The organism is Leptospira sp. GIMC2001 (assembly GCF_028462125.1).
In the GTDB taxonomy this organism is placed as follows: domain Bacteria; phylum Spirochaetota; class Leptospiria; order Leptospirales; family Leptospiraceae.
In genome coordinates this window covers 1961520-1983587 of sequence record NZ_CP115468.1, presented here as the reverse complement: position 1 = coordinate 1983587, position 22068 = coordinate 1961520, and the positions used below count along the sequence as shown (strand labels likewise).

Annotated in this window: 21 protein-coding genes; all 21 read right to left on the bottom strand. The window is 34.6% G+C overall.

Annotation, left to right across the window (positions count from 1 at the left end; translation table 11 throughout):
- Positions 1–15: 15 nt before the first annotated feature.
- The 21 genes from O4O04_RS10725 to kdsA all read right to left on the bottom strand — a co-directional run bounded on the left by O4O04_RS10725 (position 16) and on the right by kdsA (position 21967).
- Positions 16–1281, bottom strand: a complete 1266-nt coding sequence (locus tag O4O04_RS10725; RefSeq protein WP_272536072.1) for an exopolysaccharide biosynthesis polyprenyl glycosylphosphotransferase — start codon at positions 1279–1281, stop codon at positions 16–18.
- Between the two features lie 70 nt (positions 1282–1351).
- Positions 1352–2650 carry a hypothetical protein gene (locus O4O04_RS10720; RefSeq protein ID WP_272535959.1) on the bottom strand — a complete coding sequence of 433 codons (1299 nt, stop codon included), beginning with the start codon at positions 2648–2650 and terminating at the stop codon, positions 1352–1354.
- A 9-nt stretch (positions 2651–2659) separates the two neighbouring features.
- Positions 2660–3850: a glycosyltransferase family 4 protein gene (locus tag O4O04_RS10715; protein WP_272535958.1), complete on the bottom strand. Its 1191-nt coding sequence runs from the start codon at positions 3848–3850 to the stop codon at positions 2660–2662.
- Positions 3847–4968: a non-hydrolyzing UDP-N-acetylglucosamine 2-epimerase gene (wecB, locus tag O4O04_RS10710; protein WP_272535957.1), complete on the bottom strand. Its 1122-nt coding sequence runs from the start codon at positions 4966–4968 to the stop codon at positions 3847–3849. The genes O4O04_RS10715 and wecB overlap by 4 nt, the downstream gene beginning before the upstream one ends.
- Complete coding sequence (locus O4O04_RS10705) at positions 4961–5971, bottom strand: polysaccharide biosynthesis protein (protein ID WP_272535955.1); 1011 nt, start codon at positions 5969–5971, stop codon at positions 4961–4963. The genes wecB and O4O04_RS10705 overlap by 8 nt, the downstream gene beginning before the upstream one ends.
- A gap of 5 nt (positions 5972–5976) precedes the next feature.
- On the bottom strand, positions 5977–6855 hold the full coding sequence (locus tag O4O04_RS10700) for a dTDP-4-dehydrorhamnose reductase family protein (RefSeq protein WP_272535954.1): 879 nt from the start codon (positions 6853–6855) through the stop codon (positions 5977–5979).
- 875 nt (positions 6856–7730) lie between these two features.
- Positions 7731–8039 carry a hypothetical protein gene (locus O4O04_RS10695; protein WP_272535952.1) on the bottom strand — a complete coding sequence of 103 codons (309 nt, stop codon included), beginning with the start codon at positions 8037–8039 and terminating at the stop codon, positions 7731–7733.
- Positions 8026–9855: a carbamoyltransferase family protein gene (locus O4O04_RS10690; RefSeq protein ID WP_272535951.1), complete on the bottom strand. Its 1830-nt coding sequence runs from the start codon at positions 9853–9855 to the stop codon at positions 8026–8028. The genes O4O04_RS10695 and O4O04_RS10690 overlap by 14 nt, the downstream gene beginning before the upstream one ends.
- Complete coding sequence (locus O4O04_RS10685; RefSeq protein ID WP_272535950.1) at positions 9855–10865, bottom strand: SGNH/GDSL hydrolase family protein; 1011 nt, start codon at positions 10863–10865, stop codon at positions 9855–9857. Before O4O04_RS10685 ends, O4O04_RS10690 begins: the two co-directional genes overlap by 1 nt.
- A 356-nt stretch (positions 10866–11221) precedes the next feature.
- A complete protein-coding gene (locus O4O04_RS10680) occupies positions 11222–12448 on the bottom strand; it encodes a glycosyltransferase (RefSeq protein WP_272535949.1) in 1227 nt (408 codons plus the stop codon).
- Positions 12449–12665: 217 nt separating this feature from the next.
- Positions 12666–13559 (bottom strand): glycosyltransferase family 2 protein, encoded by an 894-nt coding sequence (locus tag O4O04_RS10675; RefSeq protein WP_272535948.1) that lies wholly within the window; start codon positions 13557–13559, stop codon positions 12666–12668.
- Entirely contained in the window at positions 13556–14068 is a 513-nt protein-coding gene (locus O4O04_RS10670) for a KdsC family phosphatase (protein ID WP_272535947.1), read from the bottom strand. Before O4O04_RS10670 ends, O4O04_RS10675 begins: the two co-directional genes overlap by 4 nt.
- 10 nt (positions 14069–14078) lie before the next feature.
- The gene (locus O4O04_RS10665; RefSeq protein WP_272535946.1) at positions 14079–15635 is read right to left on the bottom strand and encodes a hypothetical protein; all 1557 of its coding nucleotides are present in this window, start codon (positions 15633–15635) and stop codon (positions 14079–14081) included.
- Positions 15636–16418, bottom strand: coding sequence for a cytidylyltransferase domain-containing protein (locus O4O04_RS10660; protein ID WP_272535945.1), 783 nt, complete (start codon positions 16416–16418; stop codon positions 15636–15638).
- A complete protein-coding gene (locus tag O4O04_RS10655; protein WP_272535944.1) occupies positions 16415–17158 on the bottom strand; it encodes an SDR family NAD(P)-dependent oxidoreductase in 744 nt (247 codons plus the stop codon). Before O4O04_RS10655 ends, O4O04_RS10660 begins: the two co-directional genes overlap by 4 nt.
- Before the next feature lie 11 nt (positions 17159–17169).
- A complete protein-coding gene (locus O4O04_RS10650) occupies positions 17170–18114 on the bottom strand; it encodes a phytanoyl-CoA dioxygenase family protein (RefSeq protein ID WP_272535943.1) in 945 nt (314 codons plus the stop codon).
- A 42-nt stretch (positions 18115–18156) separates the two neighbouring features.
- The gene (locus O4O04_RS10645; RefSeq protein ID WP_272535942.1) at positions 18157–19077 is read right to left on the bottom strand and encodes a class I SAM-dependent methyltransferase; all 921 of its coding nucleotides are present in this window, start codon (positions 19075–19077) and stop codon (positions 18157–18159) included.
- A gap of 25 nt (positions 19078–19102) precedes the next feature.
- On the bottom strand, positions 19103–19885 hold the full coding sequence (locus tag O4O04_RS10640; RefSeq protein WP_442915944.1) for an SDR family oxidoreductase: 783 nt from the start codon (positions 19883–19885) through the stop codon (positions 19103–19105).
- 8 nt (positions 19886–19893) lie between these two features.
- Complete coding sequence (locus O4O04_RS10635) at positions 19894–20679, bottom strand: HpcH/HpaI aldolase family protein (RefSeq protein WP_272535941.1); 786 nt, start codon at positions 20677–20679, stop codon at positions 19894–19896.
- Between the two features lie 9 nt (positions 20680–20688).
- The gene (locus O4O04_RS10630) at positions 20689–21105 is read right to left on the bottom strand and encodes a CBS domain-containing protein (RefSeq protein ID WP_272535940.1); all 417 of its coding nucleotides are present in this window, start codon (positions 21103–21105) and stop codon (positions 20689–20691) included.
- Entirely contained in the window at positions 21089–21967 is an 879-nt protein-coding gene (gene kdsA, locus O4O04_RS10625) for a 3-deoxy-8-phosphooctulonate synthase (RefSeq protein WP_272535939.1), read from the bottom strand. Before kdsA ends, O4O04_RS10630 begins: the two co-directional genes overlap by 17 nt.
- Positions 21968–22068: the final 101 nt, after the last annotated feature.

Genomic DNA, 22068 nt, shown 5'->3' with positions numbered 1-22068 from the left:
TAGAAGGGAGTTTTTTTACCTAGCTCCAAAACCCGTAAGTATCGTTTTAATAGTTTTGAATGTGATCAGTATATCTAACCACAAAGAAAAATGTTTAATATAATAAAAATCGTATTCCAATTTTAATTTCATTCCATCAACCTCAGCGGCATATCCTTGCTCGACCTGTGCCCACCCTGAAATCCCAGGCCGAACGACATGTCGATATTCAAAGAAAGGAACATCCTTTGAATACCATTCAGTCAACTCTGCTGATTCTGGGCGGGGACCGATAAAAGACATTTGTCCAATTATTACATTGAAGACCTGAGGAAGCTCATCAATTCTATATTTTCTGATAAATTTCCCTATTTTAGTAATTCTAGGATCTTGTTCACCTGCAGTAAAGCTCTGACCTTTACTTGCAGTATACATAGATCGAAATTTTAACATAGAAAAAAGTTTACCTTGAAAACCCATTCTCTGTTGAACGTAAAAGATAGATCCTGTGCTTTCTAATTTTATAAGAATACCTATCAATAAAAATAAAGGTAAAAGTAATGGTAATAAAAATATTGAAAAAAACAAATCGATCATCCGTTTAATCTTTTCATATAGTTCAGATGGCAGCAAAGCACCTAGCTCATTCTCTGAAAGTCGATCTATTTTAACTCTACCTGTCAAAGATTCGATTATTTGTTGCGAATGGAATACAGGTATTCTTGATAAAGTGCATTTTGCTAAAAATTTAACCCATTCTGGTGATAATTGATTCGATCTAAAATCTGCAATAATTGCATTGAATCTCTGTTCACTTAAATCAGGCTGAGTTAAAGTTACAAACAATGCATTATGTGTGTCTTTCAATTCTAATGCTTGACCAAATGGGACTACCGCATATCGATTTAACCTATAACGGTTTCCAAAAAAATACCCAGCGTAGCACCAGAATAAAGTTATAAAAAAATTTATTCCTAGTACCGAATTACTATAATTATCCCTAACAATTATCAACCATGTCAAAATCAATAAATAACATATACTTACAGTTGGTATAACGAATGATGTAGACTGTGAACCAGGATATTTCAATAGTCTCCTTAATGAAATATGTGAGAAAGAAAATGCAACGCAAGAATAAATAAATGCATTTTTGCTATTATCATCAATAATATCTCTGAAATCATATCCCCAAAAAGGGAAAATTGAAAAGGTAAATAATAATACATACCCGACTAACAATTGAAATAGAGAACTTAAGAACACTTTCTCATAAATTCGAGAATGTCTTCTCGTATAAATATTTTTATCTTTCATAATATTAAAAATTTTCTTTTGATTTGCTTGAAATAAATAAATCTAATCGTAGGATTCAGTATTCAAGGCCAAAATGATTCATTATTCTATTGAATAGTTCCTTGACTGGTACTTTATCAGACTTTTTCTGAAATTTTGTTGAATCTATGAAATAGCCCAATTCTGAATGATGACCATTTTTGATTGCAACAAAGGTTACATATATGTAAAAATCCTCTAACACGAGATTATGATTAATATCAAAGATAGAAAAATCCTTTTTAATTTCTTGATCATAAATCAATTCAACAAAAATACTGGAGCCTCGATTATCACAAATAAAAATTTTATCTCCTTCTTTAGATTGCAAATTAGAGATATACTTACTTAGTTGTTCAGATTCTGTCTTATTTTCACACTCTATTAAGAAGTCACGTGACATCCTGGGGACTACTTTGAGTTTTCCAAAATTGATTCTTTGAAAGAAATCAACATGGTTTTTGAGTCTATAATAGTACGTAGTTCGTGGATAAGGAATTTGGGTTAAACCCGTGGCAATCATAATAGGACAATTCAATTTGATAATATCTGCGAGAATTTCATCATAGATTTCTAAAATTTCCAAAACTGGATCATTTCTATGAGGAACATACCAATCAGGATTTTTGAATTCACCATCATATACTTCTGAACTGAATAAATAGTGATGTTGAATATGCGCCCCAGAATTAAGAAAAACTGTTGAAAAGTCTGGCTTATATTTTTTCCAAAGTGAGATAAATGTATCACCAATAAGCCTTTCAAACACTAAGCTTCTAGACCAATGATAACCTTTTAATGCACCCCAGATGCCTCGGATATATGAAGGAATACTACCAATTTGAAAATAACGAAGCAGTGCCGATACAATAGTTATAATAGTATCAAATTTAAGTGAATTACTTGCATTATCATTCACTGCTTGCGATACTGCCTTTGAATATTTTTGAATAAAAGAGTCTCCAGAAACAGGCGTATTCACCCATGGATCTGGTATAAAAAACTTTGAATTTTTAGTTCGATTGCTGCCATTTATTGGGGATATAGCTGCTACTTCTAAACCATTCGATTCTAAAATTTCCCAATGTTGATTTATATTGCTTTTTTCGATGTCACCTAATCGAAATACTTTATGCTCTGAATATGCCTTTCCAGTTCGAACACTAACCCACTGTATCCAAGGTTCAAGTTCACTATAGTTTTTTTCTGAAGATGTCGAACTATACCCGTATTCAGCAATAATACTTTTAAAGTTTGGTAAATACCCTCTGGAAATATATCGCTCCACATAATCGAAATTTATTTCATTTAATTCTACAAATATTAACTTCGTCAAAGTATTCTCCTAATTAGCATGCTTTAAAATGCTTTCCAGAGCAGATTTAACTGTAAATTTTGAGTACAGTAATTTTTTAGCATTTTTACCCATTTCAGATCGATCAGATTGTTTTTTTAATTTTAAAGCATTTTTATAAAATGTTTCATGATCTTCGGCAATTGAAATCAATCCTGAATTAGATTCGTTAATAAGTTTCATCAAGTCATTTTCTGGATTTACAATGCCTAGAATAGGGATTCCTTGAGAGAGATATCCCAAAACTTTACCTGGAAAATTGTGAGTCTTATGAAGTTTATTAAGAGCAAACAAACCAATATCGGCCTCGGATAGCAATATTGCATAATCTTCTGGCGGAATAGATTTCAAATAAGTTACATTAGATAAATCGGATTCTTGAATATAATTTAAAACTAGATCTACCTCATACCCGCTGCCTGCTAAAACCAAGTGAAATTCTTTGTGTTTTTTTAAATTCTTTGCAAGCTCCATTACATTCCGCATGTCCTGAGCTGGGCCCATATTACCACCGTAGACAATCATAATTTTATCTAGTATGTTATATTTTTTTCTGAAGCTAATTTCACTTTTTAAATCAAAAATATTTACTTGGGTCCAATTATATAAAACTTCTAATTTTGCATTGCTATATTTATTCTCCAAAAACCACTCCAGATTTTTCGGAGATTGAATACCGATGTTATCAGCGGCTGCATAATTTAATTTTTCAAAAAAAAGAAAATATTTTGTAATGATCGAATTTTTACTAAGCATGCCATTATCGATAACCCATTGAGGAAAAAAATCGCGAAGTATTAAATATGATTTGATTTTCCATATTTTTTTTAATTTTGAAACTAGTCTTCCCCAGAAAATAGTAGGAGAATAATAGATTATGTAATCATGAGGATTGGAAATAAAAAATTCCTTTAGCCGAAACCATGCATAGAATGACAGCAAAGTTTCATTGATTGCTCTTTTAATATTATTTTCATTTTCAAAAGAACCACATTGGAATCGGTATATAGTAATATTTCCATCTTTAATTATCTCAATCTTCTGCCCAATTTTGGGTGAAGGAAGTATAATTGAAACTTGATGCCCGTTATTTGAGGCTTCGTGGGCTAAATCGTATATCATTTTGGCACTAGCTTTCGTACTATAAGGAATTAAATCGTGAATTAATATACAGATTTTCATTTCTTCCAGACGGTACGATTGATATAGTCTGTGTAGCTTTGGATTATACGAACTACTTTGATAGAAACATTATCTACATCATAGTCTTCAATGATTTTAGGAATATTGCCACTTAAGAATTGAGATGTAACTATATTGATTGATTCAATCACTCTTTCTTTTTCTAAACCAGACATGATTAAAGTACCTTCGTCCATTCCTTCCGGTCTTTCGTGTGCTTGCCTTATGGTAATTGCAGGAAATTTAAGGATTGAGGATTCTTCTGTGATTGTGCCACTATCTGATAATACACAAAAAGAATTCATCTGCAATTTTATATAATCAAATAAACCAACTGGTTTTATGATTACGATCAATTGATTTAAAGATCCATCTGGCAGATCATTTAACCTTTTCATTGTTCTTGGATGCGTTGAAAAAATGATTTTTTTATTATATTCAGTAGCAATTTCATTTAAAGATGCTATTAAATTTGCAAAATTTGTTTCGTTATCAACGTTTTCTTCTCTATGTATACTACAGACAAAAAAATCATTTTTGCTAAGATTTAACTTTTGCAGTATATTTGATTCTTCAATCTGCGTCTTATAGAAATGAAGAATCTCCTTCATGCACGAACCTGTTTTGATTATAGTTTCAGGCTTCAGCCCTTCATCCAATAGATAATTTCTTGCATGTTCAGTAAGCGGTAGATTAATATCACTCAAGTGATCAACAATTTTTCTATTCAATTCTTCTGGAACTCTTTGATCGAAGCAACGATTCCCAGCTTCCATATGAAAAATTGGAATTTTTCTGCGTTTAGCTGATATAACACAGAGGCAACTATTTGTATCCCCATAGATTAAGAGCGCGTCAGGCTTTTCCGACTCGAACACAATATCTGATTTACTAATAATGTTCCCTATAGTTTCAGCCGTTGTTTTACCAACAGATTCTAAAAAGTAATCTGGTTTTCTAATTCCTAATTGTTCAAAAAAAATTTGATTCAATTCATAATCAAAATTCTGTCCAGTATGAACTAAAACCAGATTCATATTTTTTTCAATTTCTATTAGAACGCGACTGAGCTTTATGATCTCAGGTCTTGTTCCAACTACGACCATAACTTTAAGCATTCAGCTCTTCCTGAATGTATTCGAGTTTTGATAATAAATCTTTAATCTGAGAAATATTTAGTCTCTCTGTATTGTGAGATGTGTAATCTTCAAACTCTGAAATTTTTTCTTCACCTTCTACAAAGTATTTTTTATAATTTAAATCTCTGTTATCGGCTGGAATTCTATAGTATCGTCCCATATCTTCAGCTTTAGCCATTTCTTCCCTTGAAACAAGTGATTCATAGAGTTTTTCCCCGTGACGAGTTCCAATGATTCGTAGTTCATTTTGTTTATTGAATAATTCCTTTATAGCAATTGCTAGATCTTGTACTGTTGATGCAGGAGCTTTTTGTATAAAAATATCTCCTTGATTCGCGAATTCGAATGCATGCAATACCAGATCCACAGAATCTTCTAGAGACATGAGAAACCTAGTCATATTCGGATCCGTTACAGTTAATGGATCGTTGGCTTTTAACTGATTTATAAATAGTGGAATCACTGAGCCACGAGATGCCATCACATTTCCATACCTTGTCGCACAAAATATCGTCTCTCCCTCAGGAACTTGTCTTGATTTAGCAACCATTACCTTCTCAGCCATAGCTTTTGATATGCCCATAGCATTGATTGGATAGACTGCCTTGTCAGTACTTAGAACTACAACTCGTTTAACTTGTTTAGCAATCGATGCGGACAGAACGTTCTCAGTTCCGATCACATTTGTTTTCAATGCTTCCATTGGATAGAATTCACAGGATGGAACTTGCTTCAGGGCCGCAGCATGAAAAACAAAATCAACACCGACCAGAGCAGAGGCTATGCTATCATAGTCACGCACATCACCAATGTAGAACTTTAGCTTATCATTATTTAAAGCAATACGCATATCTTCTTGCTTTTTCTCATCTCGACTAAAGACACGAATTTCTTTTACATTTGTATTTAAGAAACGTTTGAGGACAGTGTTACCAAAAGAACCTGTACCACCTGTGATGAGGAGGATTTTGTTATCAAACATGCAATTTAGCCTCGGTAATAAGAATCATAATATAATTTTAACTCCTTAATTAATTCAATCCATTTAGGAGGAATGTAACCTGTTATTTTCTGAAATTCTTTCGAGTTTAATGATCTATCTATTTTCTGTTCAATATTAGGTTTAATAATAATATTTTTTTTGTATATATCATTAATCAGAGATAATAAATCAAATTTAGATATAGGTTCTACCGATACATGATATAAACCATAAATTTCTTTATTTGGAATAATATACTTTTTTATAACCTTACTTAGTTCTACAGAAGTTAAACCCGAGAATATAGCTTTTTTATAGCCTTGTGTTTCTTTCTGTTGGCTTAAAAACCAATCTACAAGGGAGTGATTTGATTGTAATTCATGACCTATGATCGATGTTCTAAGAGTCACTACGTGCTCATTTTCTTTAATTTCGCCTAATTCTTTAGATTTTCCATATAAGTCATCAGCATTTGGTTTATCTAATTCTGTATAGTTGCCTTTATTTCCATCAAAGACACAGTCAGTACTTATATGGATTAATCTAGCTTTGATTCTGCTTGTAATTTCTGCAAGTCTATGTGGCAAAATTGAATTAATAGGTATAACATAAAGAGGGTCATTGGATATATCTAATTGTTTAATAATTCCAATACAATTGATAATAATATTAGGTTTAATCTGAGAAATAATTTGATAAAGCTGATCTGAGTTCAAAACATCTATATTATATATTAAATTATTAAGATTTTGAAATGATTTTTTTATTGAGTCAGTTGGCTTACTTTGTCTCAATGTACCATAAACTTCTGTTTCTAGATCTGGAAGTAAACGAAATAGCGTACTTCCAAGCATACCACCTGCGCCGAGGATTAAAATTTTCATATTAATTTCTGATATATTACTCTTGAACAAAAAGAAAAAGTGGACTTCGTATGTTTTTCCCACGAAAATGCTTGGAAATTGCTAACATCTTCCGTTCGAATTTAAATTATTATAATTTTGTTTAATAACAGTTATTCCAAAGCATTTGGAATAATTTTCTTTTTTTTTCTGGGTCAAAGCATACACCACTAATTTAAGATAATTCGGATTTTGCCGATTTTTTACCAAAAATTAGGTAGTCCAGAAGCTATAGTCTTCGTTACATTCAAAGCAAAAGATTCAAAATAGAATCTAATATAAAATATTTCCCCTTTTTTATATAATTCCTCAAAATCCTTGCCAGCTTCCTTACTTTATAAATTTTTGAACTTAAGATTATTATCTTTTTTTTACATTTTTAAATTTTCGAAAAGCTATCTACCGTAAGGCGAGTAAACTAATACAAATAAGATAATTATATCTTATTTGTATTCAAACTACATTGAGCCATAACTTGGATATTTTTATTTTTCGACATCGATCTAGTTAAAATAGATATAAAATACTTCAATGGATAGATCGAGGGAATAAGCATTTTTTTAAGAAATCCTTTCCAGAATTTTTTTTGTTTTTATTATGAAGGATCTTGTAGTCTTATTTTGAATTTGAAATCTAATATTATTATCATTCTTTTGTATTTAATTCATTAAGGGAATGCTAATTTTATAATTTTATACTTATTATTTTACTAAGAGCTTGTAAATATATGGATCAAATTCTCCTAAGGTTACTCATAAATTCGGATTTTACTTATGGTCGTTCTATACTATTTAATCCAATAATAGATTATGTCATAGGAGTTATGAAATCTCGTTTTCCTCCTAAGACAAATAATTTCAATACATCGCATAAATAAAATCAGAAATTTCCTGATTTGTCGTCTCAGGTAATCGGAGAGTCTTCGCCATTTCACGGATATCAGGTTCCAACATAACCATCTTTGTCATACCCAGCCTTTCCCAGATTGCAATTAATGATGTAACCATATCCTCTTGGGAAACGATTGCTGCTGGTTCAAACAATTCTTCAAAATAAGAATCCCGCTGTGTATCAATATTGATCGATACAGACGGGTAAACAACATCGTGAAGTGGAACCAGCTTAGACAGAAAAAATTTTTGCAAAGCGGCGTCAGTCAAGTTCAAACTCCTTTTTCCAAGATTCGTCTATTTCAGTTTTAGGAAAATCGCTTCGGTATAAAATATGATCTCCTAAGACCAATACATCGATTTCAGTACGTAAGAAGCATCTGAATGCATCTTCCGGTGTGCAGACAATCGGTTCACTCCGCACATTAAAAGAACTATTTACCAACAAAGGACAACCTGTCAATTCATCAAAGGCCTTAAGAATGGAATACATACGTGGATTCACATCTTCGGTGACTGTTTGTATTCGAGCGCTGTAGTCAACATGAGTAATCGCTGGCACATCGCTTCTCACAGAATTGACGATCTGAAGCATGTCTTCAGAATCTAGAATTGGTTCTGGATATAAGCGATGATCTTCTCTCACAGGCACTACTAGTAGCATATAGGGACTGTCAGAATCAATCTCGAAAAAATCCTTAGCTCGACTTTTGAGAACGATTGGCGCAAATGGCCTAAACGATTCACGAAACTTGATTTTCAAATTCATCCGTGACTGCGTCTCGGCAGAACGCGGATCTCCAAGAATGGAACGACCACCCAAAGCTCTAGGCCCAAATTCCATTCTTCCAGAAAACATTCCTACAATTTTTTTCTCATTCAGTAGTTTTGCAATTTCACTTGCACCGTCATCCGCTGGATCCAGTTTGTGATATGGAGCGCCGACTCGCTTTAAAAATGCTTCAATTTCATATTCACTGAATTCTGGTCCTATAAAGCTTCCACTTTGCATATCGCCAGTATTGAGAGGCGCTACGCGTTTACTGCCCAACATTTCGATATCAGCTAGGTATGCAGCGCCGATAGCGCAACCAGCATCCCCAGCTGCAGGTTGAATCCAGATTTCATCGAAAATACCTTCTTGCAGAATCTTTCCATTCGCCACACAATTTAATGCAACTCCTCCAGCCATGCATAAGTTGCGCAAATCGGTAAGCTTACGTAAATAGCGCGCCAATTTGATCATTATTTCTTCGGTCACGACCTGGATCGAAGCTGCCAAATCCATTTCTTTTCGCGTTATTCGCGATTCAGGCAAGCGAGGCGACCCGCCGAATAACTGATGAAACCGATTACTGGTCAAGGTTAAACCGTTTTGATAATCAAAGTAATCAAGGTTCAATCTGAACGAACCGTCCGCCTTGATATCGATCAAATTCGATTTGATCTTGTCCGCATAAACTGGCTTGCCATACGGCGCAAGTCCCATCAATTTGTACTCACCACTATTCACACGAAAACCACAATAATAGGTAAATGAGCTATAGAGTAAGCCAAGTGAATGAGGATACCGGATGTCCTTAAGTATATTTACTTTATCTCCTTTACCCAAACCTAGGCTTGTTGTCGCCCACTCGCCTACACCATCCACACACAATATCGCAGCTTCCTCGAATGGCGAAGGATAAAATGCGGATGCCGCATGTGAATAATGATGTCTAGCGTGGAAAATCGGAACATCGCATTTCAGCATTTTTTCAATATAGTTTCTGAAATAAGGTTTAACACCGAAGAAGGATTTCACCGCTTTAATAAAATGAGTTTGAGAGCTTGGCGCAAAGGCTATAGAAGATCTGATAATTCTATCAGCTGTCAATGCAGGATCGTCATAGAACGCGATCGCTGATAGATCACTCCCGTCGATTTCAGCTTCCTCAAGACAGTAATTAATCGCATTTGTAGGGAAGCGAGCGTCGTGCTTCTTTCTTGTGAATCGCTCTTCCTGAGCAGCCGCAATAATTTTTCCATTCTTCAAAATTGCAGCAGCAGAATCGTGATAAAACGCTGAAACACCAAGTACATAACGTCCCATTAATTTTCCTCCATAATAGGCGCTAGCTCTTTCGAGAGAGCTTCACCAATAACTTTATGAGCAAGCGGCGTTAAATGGCTATCGTTTTGGAACCTGAATGTCTTTCGAATATCAATCGGATATTTCCAAAGTTCATCGATAACATGAAACACTGTTGCGCCACTAGATTTCGAAAACTCATCGAACCGCTTACGGATATTTGAGTAACGTGCCGATGATTGAACATACTGGTAAACAGGAATTACTGCAATGATGACAGGTACTTTTGCATCGGCAATCCATTGAGTTAGAATGGATTTCATCAACTGCCAGCTAGAATTGTGTGCAGAGTTATAGTCTGGCAGTGGCTGATACCTTGTCAATTTTTGAACTATATTCTTAAAATCAGAACCGAGCATATTGACCAAATTTCGAAGAATAGCAAAATGCCCTTCTTTAGATACATTCTTGCTATCAGCTTTGTAAGGAGCAGGAACCGGAACCCCCATTAATTTTAGATCGCCCTGAGCAGACATTTCAAACCAAGGCTTTGGAACTAGCAATGGTTGACCATCTCGGTCACTCCACATTCTGTTTTTGACCGTGTTACGTTGAATATTTTCGACTTGAAGACCGATTACAATTGCATCATGTTCGATTTTCATTGAGTATTGCTGGAAAATCAAAAATTGTTGATCTGTACCGCTACCGCTTAAACCAAAATTAAGAACTTCTACATCTTGAAGGTTTTGTTCCAACACGTCTGAATATCTCTTACCGTTGCTTACACCATCACCCGCTGTGTATGAATCACCAAAAACTAGTATTCGTTTGCGTTTTTGTTTTTGGGTTGTCACTTCAATATTACAACGAAAACCTTCCTGATTTGTTTTTATCAGGTATCCACCACCCTCATGCGCTACACGCATTTTTAAACTAGGAAGATATTTGTAGCCTAAAACAGGATCATATTGAAATAATTGGCGATGCGAAGTCTTATTTTCTTGAACTGTCACGTGTTCATGATTCATGACTGAACCTGTGCTGTAAGCTTTGAAGACTTGAGAGTAATACTTATTGCAAGATTTAAAAAAAATAGATCTCGAATAAATGGCTTTATAATTTGAATCATGATCCCCTACTTAATATTTTTGAAATAAAAAAATTGACAGTTGTAAAACTTTTCTTACACAATTCACTAGATTTATACTTAGAAAACTTTACAAAGGATTTTGATGCTTTTAATTTAAAAACACCTAATAGTTTAGTTTTATCCAAAAGGCATTTTCTCAACCTTACTGCTTAAATTTACTTTTAAGAAGGAAGACTTTTTTGTGATAAGTTACAAATCTTTGGTAAAAAATATCGAAGAGGTATTCTAATAAGATTAATCAATAAATACAAAGTTAGGGCGCGACGCTCGACCCAATAACCAATTATATAGCTCAAGAGATTGTTTTGCTACTTTTGTCCATGTGTATTTTTCCAACATTAACAATCGCCCGCGCCGACCCATTATTACTAACTCCTCTTTAGGGAGTTGTGTTGCATCGATCAAAGCATCGCGAATCGCCTCTGTGCTAACATCGACCCACCAGCCACAATTATGGGACTGTAAACTCTCCCACGGTGTACCTCGGGTCGTAATAACAGGTATTCCTGCTCCCAGAGCTTCTGCAATGACAATTCCAAAATTTTCGCTATGGGTTGGTAAGACAAACAAATCAGCAGCGGCTAAAGCATCTCTTTTTTCACTACCATACAAAGGACCAACAAATATAACTCTATTCGTTAAACCCAATTCTCCTGATTGTCGTCTTAAATCATGTTGATGCCCCGATTCATCCGGACCTGCAATTACCAAAATCCAATCTTCCAATCTTTTTGGTAGTTGAGACATTGCATCTAATAGCATCGGTAAACCTTTTTTCGGATGAATGCGTGAAATGAACAAGAGCACCCGTTGACTAGGTAGAATTGAGTAGCGTTCCCTGAATTTGTTCATGTCGCCAGCAGATTGAAGCCAATCTTCGGATACGCCATTAGGTATAATTGCAATTGGATTCTTGAGCGCAAACCGACGAAAGCTCAACGCTTCTTCTTCCGCTGTAGCTTGAAGGCATGTGGCACTTTTAAGATTTTTCATCTCATAAAATGCTAATGCTATTTTTTTTTTCCAACTAGACCTATTGAGAGAAAAATCCTCTAGAGTCCCGTGTGGAGTAATTATTGTCGGGCGATCAAATTTTATTCGCCAATTATTCGTGACACGTGACACAGCGAACCAAATACTATGTTGATGAAGTATTTCATATTCTCCACCTATCTCATTAACAGCAGCCCTTTCCATCGCAGGACTAAATCCTAAAGATTTAGGACCGAGAGTTTTAAACACCTTTAAACCAGATTGTTTTTCTAAAGTGTTTTCGTTAGTTGCTATTTTATATTTATTTGTCGAATCAATAGACCAAATTGCAGTATTATTTCCTAGGTTCCTTTGCGTTTTAAACATTTCATAAGCAACAGAACCTACACCACCACCAAGAAGCCATCTATCATTCACTATGTGCAGAATATTTAACTGATCATTGTTAGAGAGAATAGATGAGTTCATTTATACAACACTATCAGTATTTATTAATTATTGTAAAGATTAGAACAGAAATTTAAGATTGCTCTACGCATTTCCATAGATTCACAATTTTCATGGAACTAACTTTATTAACCTATACAAAAACCTCACAAGAATTGAGGTTCCGCATGTTTAATAAGCTCAGTAAGATGGGTTATCCCTCCACCTCCTCTTATATTGGATGCGTCAATTCCTAATATCATGAATTCCTAGTAAATAAATATGTGAATCTACCTAACTCATAGAAAAAATCAATTTTATAAATTTTTCTAAAGAGATTTAAAACTGAACTTATCGAAGTTGCTAGATAAAATTTATATGAGCTCAACTCAGGGTTTGATTTCACAAACTCTAGAGTCCATTTTGATAATATTTGCCCACGTTCGAATGCCTCTTTCATAGACTTAAATAAAACCTTATCATCATGAATTACTTTAGAATTATAACATACCCATAAATCATATTTCTTACCAATCGGATAGCTAAACATAAGATCCTCACAAGGCGCCCATGTAGAATCAATATTTTTCTTGTGTATTCCATCGATTAAAACATCTTGTAGCCAAGAAGTAGCACCACCATTCAACCACTCTGAATGTATATCATTTTTTACATTGCATAAAGATGTCGTGTAGCCACTACTAATAACCTTTCCAGGCTCTTTACTACTCAAAAAAAATAGTTCTTTTTTTTTAGAATAGGCGTGTCGAGTCATATTGGTTATATTAAACCCTACTCCAGCCGTCTTGTCATCCCTAGTGTTCCAAAACTTAAGTATATTTGCAATCGCATCTTTTTCCAGTATGATATCATCATCTAATGTAGCGACTAACTTGGTTTTATTATCTAATTTTGATATACCTAATTTTCGTTGTCGAATCTGCCCAGCAATTTCGGAATGATAGTATTCAATGGGAAGTTTTGCTTTGTAAGATTCAATTATAGATTCAATGTTTTCTCCACTACCAATAATTATAATACGTCCAACTTTTTGAGATTGATTAACTAGTGAATTTAGGAGATTTACAATTTTGTGAGGACGATCTTTGGTAGGAGTAAGAACACAAATATCTTTAGATACAAAATGGCTCATACGTTTGAGATCTTGATTCCTTTGTCGAATTCCGCTTTCACACCTTTTGCTTCCAACATAGCGTCAATAAATTCTCTTACGGCACCGTCGCCGCCATTCGCTTTTAATTGATAATTTGATTTAGCAATTACGGCAGAATGAGCATCGTTAGGACAAGCAAAGATTCCAACTAATTCCGAAACAACCAAATCGTTTAAATCATCTCCAATATATGCTACCTGTTCCTTGGAAAATTGAAGCTGGTTGCAAAGGGAAGATAAGCATAGAGCCTTATCTTCTATACCAAGAAAGAGATGTTTAATTCCTAATACGGATGCTCTCTTAGCAATAATAGGAGAAGTATTACCTGATATGATGGCTATTGATATAATCTTGTTAGCGATTCTAATTCCTAAACCGTCCTTTACATCGAAAATCTTGAACGACTCTCCTTCTTCTGTATAGTATAGCTTACCATCCGTCAACACACCATCAACGTCTATAACTAGAAGCTTAATAATATCTAACATTAATACTCACTTAGGAAATAAGTTCCCGTGCTAATTTTTTTAATTGGTCTTCCTCGTATGGATGCATATAATGAAAAACAAATTCTTGCAATTTCGCTTGCTCTTCATAAAAAGCATCTTGCTCCATATCCTTAAAATACTGAATGCCTTCTAATATTTCTTTTGAGACTGCAAAATCCTTTTTCAAAAAATTACAATGTAACAATGGATCATCGGAAGCCCACCATTCATCTTGATACCTTAATAGGGGAATTCCCTTGTAAGCAGCATATAAAGCCGAAGTTGAACCCTTGTAGATTACGAGATCTGCTGATTCTAAATCTTCTTCCAAGCTTGTGTTCGCGGTTACTAAAAGTTGACTATAATAATTATGATTACGAATTTCAAGAAAAGCTGGATTGTGGATGGGGTATACTGGATGGCAGCGAACACTCAGTTGGTATTCATCTAAAGGAATTGTCTCAATTAGTAAAAGTAGAAATGCAGGCATTGTATCGAGCCCTTCAAGCAATACTAATATTCGTTTCAAAGGACTCTTTTTTTTCTTTTGAATATCAAATAAATTAGGTCCGCGAAGATCATAACCTATTCTAATTTTGCTAAAATCATAGCCCCCTCTCTTTGATAAAATATTAATTACAGTATTTCCTGTTACTAAAAGTTCATCTGGACTCGGTTTTAAAAACCACTCGTCTTGTATTAATGTATATTTCAAATGCGAATCTAGGATTGAACAGTGTATAAAACCAATACATTTATTCACACTCGCTTTATTTTCATTATATGCTTTGTTTAATGATCTCTCCCACCAATTATTTTCATAGGTATGAAATATATAATTAGGTTTCAATTCTTGTATGGTATTACTAAAAGCTTTCTGATAGATAATTCCCCAAAAGATATTATATAATTTAACCTTTGATTCTTTGCTAACTAGATAATGAAGTTTTTCTTCTATTAAATTATTTGGTTTTGGTATATTTAGACCAAATAAAAAAAAATTAAGAAATTGAACATTTGTAAGTAAAAGATCCCTCCACTTTAGATAACTGAGAGGATTTGTAATTCGGTAGCCCCTCTCAGAAAATGCTATGTCTTTTTTAAAAAATCCTGGATCACAAACACCTGAAACTTCAACTTTATAACCTAAGTCTAAGTAATTTTCTGGTAATTCACCAAAATAATGATTCCATATCCTATCTTTTATCCTTCTGATTGGTAAATCATGAAGGGGATGAATAAATAATATGTCTACCTTTCGTGATAGATTATCTTTTCTTCTTATTAAAATATTTATTAATAAAAAATTATCTCGAATAAGACTTAATAGAGATTTTATGATTGGATATTCGTAAAAAAATTTCTCTATTCCTTTGCGAATTTTTGGTTTAAACTCTTTGCCACAGGCAAATGCAACAAATTCATCTTGGACATTTGTTCCTGTTCTTTCTCTTGAGGAAGATGGTAAAAACCACCAATTTGAAGATTTATCAAAAGCTTGATTACATCGATAAATAAAGTCAATGTAAACTTGTTTGGCTTCTCTCAAATTAAGCTTGTCTGGCAATTACGTCCCGTCCATTTTAACCAATACTTTTTTGAGATACCCTTCTTGCACACTATCTCGTAATTTCTGCAAAACCTCTTCTACTTCTCCTGGCTCATTGATAGATGGGAAAGTATGATCTAAACTAACAGAACGTAATACGAATTCGTTTTCAATGATACGCATTTGCTCAATGAATTCAGCTGTTTCAAATGGCGCTTGATTCATTGATGAAATTTCTAATAAAAATTCTTTGGTATACCCTATAATACCAAGAATTTTTCTTATAAACTTGGTTGAATCTTCAAATTTGCCATAGGCAGGAGATCTTCTAAAGCAAAAGAGTATTCGATTCTTTTCGTTTACAAAACATTTAACAAAGGAATGCCTATCTAGCTCATCCATACTTTCGATTGGACCAGTCGCATTCCAACTAACTGTATCAGATTTATCTTCTTTAATAAAATTTGTAAAAAATTCTAAATCTTCTGGCAAAAGTAAAGGCTCATCCGCTTGAAGTAAAACTACATGAGAACAATCAACATTTTTCACGGCCTCGGCTATTCGACTTGTCCCATTTTTATGAGTATTTGCTGTTCGAATAACTTTTCCTCCATGCTTTTCAATTAATGCCTGCACTTCGTCATCACAAGTAGCAACATACACTTCAGAAAAAGCCCCTGAAAGAATTGCCCTTCTCCGTACATGCTCAATCATAGGAAGTCCATGAATTTCAAATAGAACTTTGCGAGGAAACCGAACTGAGGCCAAATGTGCTGGAATAAATGCTACGATCTTTTTCATTGAGGAAATACTCCACAATCCACATTGATATTCTGACCTGTGATCGCTGAAGCCATCTCAGACGAAAGTAATACACACATATCCCCGACCTCTTTGGACGAAGGCATTCGACCAAGAGCAGAATTACCCTTTGTAAAATCTGTAATAAACTTTTCAGGCTCACCCTTAGCTGGTGAATATTCTTCCATAAGTGCTTCTCTTAGTCCGTCTGTTAAAATTAGTACAGGACAAAGTCCATTGACTCGTATCCCTCTGGGACCTAATTCTTTTGCAAGAGATTGAGTTAATCCATTCATTCCAAATTTCGATGCCACATACATAGAGTTATTCGAACTTCCTCGTTTGCCTGCAATACTCGAGATATTAAGAATACTTCCGCCACTTTTCAAATTTTCAGCAGCTACTTTACAACCCCAAAAGGCACCTTTTAAATTCGTATTTATAATGTTATCAAAAAAAGCCTCATCAATTTTCTCGATTGGCTTCCACTGAGAGAATCCAGCATTGTTTACATACACATCTAAAGCACCAGTCCAATCTAATGCGGTCTTCACAAGCTTTCTATGATCTTCTTCCTTCTGGACATCCATACTAACAAATCTAACTCGATCTCCTAATTTAGATAAATCAGTTTCTTTTCTTGCACCGACTACTACGGAGTAGCCAGCATTCAAAAATGACTCTGTAATACCTAGTCCGATTCCTTTGTTTCCGCCTGTAATAATAGCTGTTTTAGACAAATGTAATTTCCTTAACGAATATTTTGCTTAGGTATAAATGATTTTTGGTAACTTGAAAGGGATGAATATGTATTTTTATCAATCCAAAACATTGATTTGAGTTGCTTTTGTAATTTTGACAATGGCAAAAAGACTGCGAAACCAAGATCTCTGTAGCCTTCCTTGGGGATCGTTGCTCGGTGTAAGCCTCTAGTATCTTCTAAAATAACTGTTCCCGCTTTTACAATAGATTTTATTCTCTGAATTGATCCGTCAGGGTACAAACTGTCCACATCTTGATCAGTATAGTATGCCTTTCCATCCAAGCTTCGATCCTGTATGCTTCCAGAAACATACTCATGTGGTCCATTCGTAAGTTTACAATCTGATAGAAATATAAATGCCTTGATCAAAAATTCTGGGTGATTGGAATCTCTATGCCAAAAGTGATTCATCACTTTGTATTTTGCAGGAAAATTTCTACGAAGATAAGCCTCAACCATATGTGGTCTAATTCCCATGTAAGATTCGATAATTTTTAATAAATTTTCATCTAACCAATAACTATAAAATTCTTGAATGTCTGAAAGATAGGTTTTAAGTGTTGAGGGTCGATACTTGTTCAAACATTCTTTATAGTCCAAGAAGTCTTTGTGATCAAAAGTTATTTTGTATTTCACCAATTCATTAGGATTGTATCGAAAGTAATTTTCTATCAATTCGCTGTGTTCTAAATCATCAATCAACGACTGAGCCAAACAGGGTGTCTCAAACTTGAGACCTTCTTCCAAACGATTTTTGTAAATCGATTGTAGATTTTTTAAATTTTCTCCAGATATATATTCATCTAGTATCAGAAATCCATTCTTCTTTAAAGAACTAACATTCTTTGTGATAGATTCCTCTCTTTCCTCTCCAATTGAACTATATCGATCAAAATACTTAATTCTATTGATAATGGAAGATTTAAGATTCATATAGCAACTATGTATTAATTCTATAATTTTTAGAAAAGCTATCTACTTTTTCTGTGCGACAACTCGTAACCACCAGGATGGCGAGTCTTTACTCAGAATAGCATCAAAAGGCAAAATGGATACGATTTCTCGACTAGATAATAATTTCTTATACGATCCATAAAAAATATGAGCTGGTAAAAGAATTTTGAATTTTGTTAAAGTATGGTCGATTAAATGATACAGACGAATGAAGAATTTCCGAACCATTCCTTCTTCTATATTCGGTCCATGATTGGTGATTGCGATATTTTTTAGGGCAAGTTGATCCAGCAAACGTCCCATTGAATATTTGTTAAAGAAGAGTAAGTGGGGCTCATCCTCAACTTTAAATTTATAATCTTCATTAGGAACTTCAATAAATAAAATTCCACTACTATTGATCTTTTCTAGTAACTTAGATGAGAATGCAATCGGATCATTTGTATGTTCCAGAACATGGGATACAATTACTAGGTCAAAATAATCTTTAGGCGCATAGTCCAAATTTTCAAAATGGGAAAATGCAAGATTTTTTAATTTACTTAAATTTTCAACATCAGATTCAATTATGCTATATTCAACTTCAGGATATTGATCCTTGAAGTATTTTAGAATAAAGCCTAATCCTGGACCAATCTCCAATACTTTTTTTATCTTAACTCCAGATCCTTTAGCATAATCGAGTACATGGTTTGCACGAATTTTATTGATCGCTGAATGAAAAGCTACAGCAACAGGATGAGTCGAATTGCCACCATGTGCATTCAGAAAATACTTAGAATTGTATTCAGCAAGTTCCTTATTGTCTGGTAAGGGTGAAGCGAAAACAAATTCACATCCCGAGCACTTCATTAGTTTTTTGTCTATAAATAAAGGTGACCTTCCTTTATATTCTCTCAAAAAATTTAAACTGATTGAATTGCAAACTGGACAGTTATTCATTTATATTTTTTTCTTATATCTTTAGTTATATTGTCATACAACTAAAACCACCATCTACTTCAATTTCTGCACCAGTAACAAAGCTTGCAGCATCTGAAGCTAACCATAGAATCGCACCAAGAAGTTCTGAAGGTTCACCGTAGCGCCCCATTGGTGTATGCCCTAAAATTGCATTCTCCCTTTCTGGTGTAATAAAGTTTTTTCGATTCCATTCTGTTGGAAAAAATCCAGGCCGAATCGCATTAACTCGCACACCCTTTTTTCCCCACTCTCTTCCCAAGTTTTGAGTTAGATTTTTTATTCCCGCCTTTGCAACAGAATATGTGAATGCTTTTGACAAAGGTGGTCCTGCAGAAGCAGACGAGATATTAATAATAGAACCTTTTCCCTGATCCACTAAATACTTACCATAAACTTGACAGCCAAGAAAAGTTCCCGTTATCTGCGAATCCATAATTGAATGCCATTCATCTAGAGATATCTCAAAGAAAGGACTAGGTCCATTAATTCCAGCACCATTTACGACAATATCCAGTCCTCCGAACTCTTGGATAATGCCAGCTAAAGCTAACTCATGCTCTTCCTTTTTTGTAACATCCAAAGCAATAGCTAATGGACGAGGATATCCTTCTTTTTGAATATCATCTGCAACTTTTTGAGCTTTCTCCAAACGCAGATCTAAAATAGCCACTTTGCATCCAGCTCGAGCAAACCCTTTTGCCATTTCTCCGCATAAATGACCACCCGCTCCAATAACAGCGGCTATCTTATTTTCTAAGTTAAAAAGTGAATCAATATATTTGCTCAATTTGTATCCTATTTAAAAGTCTGAATCATTTTCTTCATATTCTCAGCCCATTTCCATAAAACGAATAGATCCGAGCCTAATATACAATAGGTGTAACCTTGATCAAAATGTTTTGTCATTGCATCTTCGGTTACATCGGCTATTTGAGATCCGCAACTCTTTCCATATTTTTCACAAGCAAGAATCACTTTTTTAGAGGCTTCTAAGACCAGAGGATGAGTTGTTTGTCCAGGTACTCCTAGTGAACCAGACATGTCATACGGTCCAACCATAACACCATCAACTTCTTGATATGATAGAAGTTCATTTATGTTTTCAACCGCTTGGATTGATTCGATTTGTAATATAAGTGAAGAACTCTCATTCCAGGTCTTTACATACTCATCAAAATCAAATCCATAATTCTGTGCTCGATTGACACCAAAACTCCTCTTGCCAACAGAAGGATATTTATTGATTTCTATCAAAGCTTGAACGTCCTGTTTGGTCTGAACCATCGGGTATAACATCCCATCAGCCCCAGAATCTAAAAGAGGTTTGGTCCAATCATTAGAATGCGATACTGGTCTAGGTAGACACAAACTTCCCTCAGCTTGAGCTGCGGCAATGATTCGTTGTGCTTGCTCTAATGATACGGTTCCATGCTCCATATCAATAGCTATAAAATCGAATCCTGCACCTGCAAAAGTTTCCGTGATGGATGGATGAGAATAAGATACCCATCCAGCAAATAATCTCTCTCTATTTACAAGTTTGGATTTTAATTTTTTTCTTCGCGCAAATAAATTTTCCATAAGTATCGATTATGTTAGTAGAGCTTTGACAGCAGGATGTAAATGTAAAAGACCAAGAAGCTTTCCAGTCTCATCTACTACAGGTAAATCCCAAACATGTTTCTTTTCCATGAGCTCCACAGCGCTCATAAGGTTAGAATTTTGAGAAATTGTAACTGGAGATTTTATGCAATGATCGAGGGCATCGTCCACAAAAAGTGCAGAAAATGGCTTCTGGATTTTTAATAGTTTTCTACGAACATCTCCATCGGTAACTAGACCAATCAGTTGACCTTCACTATTTGTGATACAAGCTATTCCTAAATTGAATTTACTCATAGCTTCTAGTGCTTCTTTGAATATTGTGTTTTCTTTGAGGACTGGAAAACGATCCAAAGGAATCATTACATCTCGAACGGGTTTATTTCTATTAATCTCTGTGGACATTGTCTTCTCCAAATTTTTCCAAAAGTTCTAATCGTTTTTCATGCATAAATTTGGCTTGAGAAAGGACATTTTCTAAATGTTTGATATCCATTACAGTATTAGCATCACTCATAGCATTTGGTGGATCATTGTGAACTTCCATAAATAGAGCATTGATACCCACTGCACATGCTCCTCGAACCAAATGCGGGATGTATTCTCTTTGACCACCTGAAATATTACCCATAGATGTTGGCAATTGTATTGAATGAGTCGCATCAAAGCAAACTGGATATCCTGTCTCTGCCATAATTGGGAAACACTTGAAATCATTCACGAGCATATTATAACCAAAAAATGTTCCACGATCTGTGAGAACCACTGCTTTGCAACCATGAGCTTCTAACTTACGAACAGAGTTCTTCATATTCCAAGGACTCATGAATTGCCCTTTTTTAAGATGAACAGGTCGACCTGTTTCAGCCGCAGACCGAAGTATGGATGTCTGACGACATAAATATGCAGGTACTTGAACTAGGTCACATACCTCACCGGTCGCTGCTCCCCAAGAAGGATCTGAAAAATCAGAGGTCACGGGAATTCCGAATTCATCTCTAACCTCAGCAAGGATTTTTAATCCACCTTCCACTCCCAATCCATGAAAGCTATCTGGAGCCGACCTGCAGTCTTTATCATAGCAAGCTTTAAATATCCAAGGAACTCCTACTTTATCACAGATTTCCTTTACTGTTTTTGCCATCATAAACGTATGTTCTTTTGACTCGATTGCACAAGGTCCACCAATAAAAACCAGTGGAAGTTTTGCTCCGATTTTGACCTTGGATACTTTCCCGTATCCCACCTCAATGACTTTTGGGTTCATTTAAATTCATTTCCTTATTTCTTAATTTCTTTCATTCTCGAGCTCAATATCTATCTGACTCATTTACATAACTCAACCAATTATAACAAAATCATAATCTC

What these genes read in the sequence shown, in the direction of transcription:
- O4O04_RS10630 (WP_272535940.1), bottom strand. Translation starts at nt 21,105, where the DNA reads ATGTCCACAGAGATTAATAGAAATAAACCCGTTCGAGATGTAATGATT.
- O4O04_RS10635 (WP_272535941.1), bottom strand. Translation starts at nt 20,679, where the DNA reads ATGGAAAATTTATTTGCGCGAAGAAAAAAATTAAAATCCAAACTTGTA.
- O4O04_RS10685 (WP_272535950.1), bottom strand. Translation starts at nt 10,865, where the DNA reads ATGAATCATGAACACGTGACAGTTCAAGAAAATAAGACTTCGCATCGC.
- O4O04_RS10650 (WP_272535943.1), bottom strand. Translation starts at nt 18,114, where the DNA reads ATGAATCTTAAATCTTCCATTATCAATAGAATTAAGTATTTTGATCGA.
- O4O04_RS10705 (WP_272535955.1), bottom strand. Translation starts at nt 5,971, where the DNA reads ATGTTTGATAACAAAATCCTCCTCATCACAGGTGGTACAGGTTCTTTT.
- O4O04_RS10680 (WP_272535949.1), bottom strand. Translation starts at nt 12,448, where the DNA reads ATGAACTCATCTATTCTCTCTAACAATGATCAGTTAAATATTCTGCAC.
- O4O04_RS10660 (WP_272535945.1), bottom strand. Translation starts at nt 16,418, where the DNA reads ATGAAAAAGATCGTAGCATTTATTCCAGCACATTTGGCCTCAGTTCGG.
- O4O04_RS10645 (WP_272535942.1), bottom strand. Translation starts at nt 19,077, where the DNA reads ATGAATAACTGTCCAGTTTGCAATTCAATCAGTTTAAATTTTTTGAGA.
- O4O04_RS10715 (WP_272535958.1), bottom strand. Translation starts at nt 3,850, where the DNA reads ATGAAAATCTGTATATTAATTCACGATTTAATTCCTTATAGTACGAAA.
- wecB (WP_272535957.1), bottom strand. Translation starts at nt 4,968, where the DNA reads ATGCTTAAAGTTATGGTCGTAGTTGGAACAAGACCTGAGATCATAAAG.
- O4O04_RS10700 (WP_272535954.1), bottom strand. Translation starts at nt 6,855, where the DNA reads ATGAAAATTTTAATCCTCGGCGCAGGTGGTATGCTTGGAAGTACGCTA.
- O4O04_RS10670 (WP_272535947.1), bottom strand. Translation starts at nt 14,068, where the DNA reads ATGTTAGATATTATTAAGCTTCTAGTTATAGACGTTGATGGTGTGTTG.
- O4O04_RS10690 (WP_272535951.1), bottom strand. Translation starts at nt 9,855, where the DNA reads ATGGGACGTTATGTACTTGGTGTTTCAGCGTTTTATCACGATTCTGCT.
- kdsA (WP_272535939.1), bottom strand. Translation starts at nt 21,967, where the DNA reads ATGAACCCAAAAGTCATTGAGGTGGGATACGGGAAAGTATCCAAGGTC.
- O4O04_RS10675 (WP_272535948.1), bottom strand. Translation starts at nt 13,559, where the DNA reads ATGAGCCATTTTGTATCTAAAGATATTTGTGTTCTTACTCCTACCAAA.